The organism is Pedobacter sp. (assembly GCF_045628745.1).
Classification (GTDB): domain Bacteria; phylum Bacteroidota; class Bacteroidia; order Sphingobacteriales; family Sphingobacteriaceae; genus Pedobacter.
The window spans coordinates 1-4,180 of sequence record NZ_JAZQPU010000003.1; the positions used below are offsets into that span (position 1 = coordinate 1).

Annotated in this window: 3 protein-coding genes, 1 tRNA gene and 1 pseudogene; 4 read left to right on the forward strand and 1 reads right to left on the reverse strand. The window is 42.0% G+C overall.

Features of this window, described 5'->3' with window-relative positions; genetic code table 11:
- From ACR2F7_RS00170 to ACR2F7_RS00180, 3 genes and pseudogenes are all read left to right on the forward strand, one after another.
- Positions 1 to 193, forward strand: a pseudogene (locus ACR2F7_RS00170) (UDP-2,3-diacylglucosamine diphosphatase); the annotation flags it as partial.
- A 111-nt stretch (positions 194 to 304) separates the two neighbouring features.
- Positions 305 to 1,378: a peptide chain release factor 1 gene (gene prfA, locus ACR2F7_RS00175; protein WP_432711593.1), complete on the forward strand. Its 1,074-nt coding sequence runs from the start codon at positions 305 to 307 to the stop codon at positions 1,376 to 1,378.
- Between the two features lie 93 nt (positions 1,379 to 1,471).
- Positions 1,472 to 1,545, forward strand: a tRNA-Asp gene (locus tag ACR2F7_RS00180).
- 58 nt (positions 1,546 to 1,603) lie between these two features.
- Here the strand turns inward: ACR2F7_RS00180 and ACR2F7_RS00185 are convergent.
- Positions 1,604 to 3,019, reverse strand: a complete 1,416-nt coding sequence (locus tag ACR2F7_RS00185) for an alanine/glycine:cation symporter family protein (RefSeq protein WP_432711594.1) — start codon at positions 3,017 to 3,019, stop codon at positions 1,604 to 1,606.
- Between the two features lie 237 nt (positions 3,020 to 3,256).
- On the opposite strand from ACR2F7_RS00185, the gene ACR2F7_RS00190 reads away from it, so the two are divergent.
- A partial coding sequence (locus ACR2F7_RS00190) for a carboxypeptidase-like regulatory domain-containing protein (RefSeq protein WP_432711595.1) occupies positions 3,257 to 4,180 on the forward strand: 924 nt, incomplete at its 3' end.

Here is a 4,180-nt window from a genome sequence, read left to right on the forward strand (position 1 = left end):
TATTTATTCCAAAGAGATCCTGCAAAAAAAACATTTTGATTATTTTATTTATGGTCACCGCCATTTGCCATTGGACCTTAAATTGAATGAAAATAGTCGCTATGTGAATCTTGGAGAATGGATGAATTACAATTCCTATGCTGTTTTTGATGGCAATGAGCTAACCCTTAATTATTTTCAAGGGAAAAATTAAGCTAAAAATCCCTATTTTTGTGTTCAAATAAATGAAATTCTATTTCTACGCGATGTATGGCATTAGCCATTCCGGAGAATAAGAGTGAATTTAATTTTCTGAAAAAAAGATATGTTAGAAAAATTAGAAGCAATTAAGCTGCGGTGGGAAGATGTAGAAGAGCAGTTGAGTAATCCTGATACGATGCAGGACATGAAGCGTTTTGCAGCTTTGAACAAAGAATATAAAGACTTAGGCAAGATTGTAGATGAATATAAAGTCTACAAAAATGTAATGAGTAATATAGATGCCAATAAGGAAATTCTAAGCACCGAAAAGGATGCGGAAATGCGCGAAATGGCGAAGGAAGAATTAGACATGCTTTTAAAAGAGCAGGAAGAACTGGAAGAAAGAGTTCGTTTAATGTTGATTCCTGTTGATCCTGAGGATGCTAAAAATGCAGTATTCGAGATTAGAGGTGGTACAGGTGGTGATGAAGCTGCTTTATTTGCCGGTGATTTATACAGAATGTACAGCCGCTACTTTGAGCAAAAAGGCTGGAAGGTGGAAACTGTTGATGTAACGGAAGGTTCTGCCGGTGGTTACAAAGAGGTGATCCTTAAAGTGAGTGGCGAAGATGTTTACGGACAATTGAAATATGAATCTGGTGTACACCGTGTTCAACGTGTTCCTGATACAGAAACACAGGGAAGGGTACATACCTCAGCTGCTTCTGTTGCTGTTTTACCTGAAGCTGAAGAAATTGACCTTTATATCAATCCTGCGGATATTGACCTGCAAACATCACGTTCAGGTGGTGCCGGTGGTCAGAACGTAAATAAGGTAGAAACAAAGGTTCAATTGACCCACAGGCCATCTGGTCTAGTTGTGGTTTGTCAGCAGGAACGTTCACAGTTAGGTAACCGTGTCATTGCAATGGAGATGTTAAGAAGCAAGCTTTATGACATTGAATTGCAGAAAAAAAATGGTGACATTGCTGCAAGACGTAAAACGATGGTTTCTACAGGTGACCGTTCAGCAAAGATCAGAACATACAATTATCCACAAGGTAGGGTAACCGATCACCGTATTGGTTTAACGCTATATAACCTGAATAACGTACTTGATGGTGGTGTTCAGGAGCTGATCGATGCACTGCAGTTTGCGGAGAATGCAGAAAAGATGAAAGAAGGCGCTGGTAATTAGACTGTTAAAAATTAAATAAAATAAAGTTTGGATGTAAAGATATTCACGCTATATTTGCATTCCCGAAAGGGACAAAAGATCAAATAGATCAACGGACCGGTAGTTCAGCTGGTTAGAATGCCGCCCTGTCACGGCGGAGGTCGCGGGTTCGAGTCCCGTCCGGTCCGCAAAAGCCACTCCAACGAGTGGCTTTTTTGTTTTCCTCTATTTTTCCTGAGTAACTCGCTACCATTGGTTTGTATTTTCAATGCCCACTTCTTTGGCGTTAAAAACGGGGTCTTTACCTTCTTTTCTTTGCCTTTGATAATCTTTTAGGGCCTTTAATGCTGGTTTGCGCAACAGGAGGATAGCGATGACATTCAGCCAGGCCATCATGCCTACACCAATGTCACCAAGTGTCCATGCCGCTTCAGCCGTTTTTACTGAACCATAGAATGTTGCAACCAGCAACAGTATTCTAAGTAGGTTAAGGGCAATTTTGTTCCCTTTTTTATCCAGATAACTTAAGTTCGTTTCGGCGATGTAGTAATAGGCCATAATTGTGGTGAATGCAAAAAACAGCAGTGAGACGGCAACAAAACCAGCACCAACTGATGGGAAATGGGAACTTATAGCGGCCTGTGTATATTCCGCGCCAATTTTAGCTCCCGGGAGATTCTCTACTAAATAACCACCTTCCGGATTCACCACGTTATATTTACCAGTAAAAAGAATCATAAAAGCAGTTGCGGTGCATACAAATAAGGTATCGATATAGACTGAAAAAGCTTGTACCAAACCTTGCTTTACTGGGTGGCTTACTTCTGCGGCTGCAGCTGCATGAGGCGCAGTGCCCTGACCGGCTTCATTAGAATAGATGCCTCGCTTCACTCCCCAAGCCACAGCCGTACCAAAGACTCCCGCAAAAGCTGGCTCAAGATTAAAGGCTGATTTGATAATTAAGGCGAACATGGAGGGGATTTCAGTAAAGTTAAGCCCCATGATGACTACAGCCATCAGGATGTAACCACCAGCCATGAATGGAACCACAACTTCAGCTACTTTACCAATTCGTTTGACACCGCCAAAAATGATCAGCGCCAGCAGCAGTACAATTGCTGCTCCCGTGTAGACTACAGGAATATCAAAAGCATTTAGCATGCTTAACGCTATACTGTTGCTTTGTACACCAGGCAGGAAGAAAGCGGTACTTAGTACCGTTGCAATTGCAAATAGTACAGCATACCATTTCATGCCCAGACCTTTCTCAATGTAATAAGCGGGGCCACCGCGATATTCTCCGTTGTTAACCTGCTTATAGATTTGACCAAGTGTTGCTTCGATGAATGCAGAAGCGCTACCTAAAAAAGCAATTAGCCACATCCAAAATATGGCGCCTGGTCCACCCATGGCTATAGCGGTTGCCACACCGGCGATGTTTCCGGTTCCTATCCGACCGGAGATTGCTATAGCAAAGGCCTGAAAGGAACTTACCCCTTTGTCAGAGCTTTTCCCATCAAAGAGTAACTGCCACATTTCCTTGATGTACCTCACCTGAAGGAACCGGGTGACTATTGAAAAATAGATTCCGGTCCCCATACATAGGATGATGAGCGCATTACTCCATATTAAATCGTTGATTTTGGTAAGTGTTTCTTCCATTTTTGTTAAATTGGTCTTTTATTATTTACTTGGGCATAAAGAAAAGGAAAATCTTATAATATTTATGCTTTAAGCCGATATTCATAAACTTTAACCTGTCTCCGTAAAAGCCACTCGAATTAGTGTTTTTCTGTTTTCCTCTATTTTTTTCTCAAAAAAAATCACCTTCATACAGGGTGGGACAGGATGGAAGTGCTGTAAGCAGGAATTAGATTCGTATAACCAAAATATGCTTATATGAATATCAAATTGATGATGAGAATCAGCCTGCTCATGTGTTCGCTGCTTGTTTGTCTGTCGCAGTTAGCCATCGCTCAAACCACAATCATAAAAGGTACTGTAAAAGACAAGAGCAGTGGAATCCCTTTGCAGGGAGTGACAATTGTGGTAAAAGGTAAAAATCAGGTCGTTCAGACTGATGTCAATGGGGCTTACAACATTAGCATTGCCGATGCGCAGCCTGTTACCTTATCCTTCCGCTACCTTGGCTACACCAACCTTGAACAAGTAGTTTCTGCCTCTAAAACGCTAAATGTTGAGTTAGTAGGGGAGGAAAATCTTTTAGAGGAAGTAGTGGCCATCGGTTATGCCAAAGTAAAAAGAAAAGACTTAACTGGCGCATCTTCCTCCGTAGCTGCGGCAGACCTGGTGCTGGCGCCTGTAACTACAGCAGCACAAGCTTTAACTGGTAAAGCTGCAGGTGTAAGGGTTGTTACTCAAAGTGGTGCTCCGGGAGCACCCATCAACATCACCATTCGTGGTGGAAATTCCATTTCACAAGGTACTGCACCACTATATATTGTAGACGGCTTCCAGATGGATGACGCACTACGCACAGTGGACATTAATGATATCGAAGCTATCGATGTGTTAAAAGATGCATCCGCGACAGCCATATATGGTGCCCGCGGGTCCAATGGGGTTGTATTAATTACGACCAAATCAGCAAAATTAGGCAAGACTGTCGTCAATTATAACACCTATGTGGGATTCGAAAAATTGGGTTCGCAGTTACCAGTACTCAATGTACTTGATTATACCAAGTATCAATATGAATTTCAAACGCTTTCTGGTAAACAGGCCAACTGGGCTTCTTACTTCGGTGGAAATGTAGATGATCCGGATTTCTTTACAGGTGCTTATGATCGCATCAATAGCGAG

What these genes read in the sequence shown, in the direction of transcription:
- ACR2F7_RS00185 (WP_432711594.1), bottom strand. Translation starts at nt 3,019, where the DNA reads ATGGAAGAAACACTTACCAAAATCAACGATTTAATATGGAGTAATGCG.
- prfA (WP_432711593.1), top strand. Translation starts at nt 305, where the DNA reads ATGTTAGAAAAATTAGAAGCAATTAAGCTGCGGTGGGAAGATGTAGAA.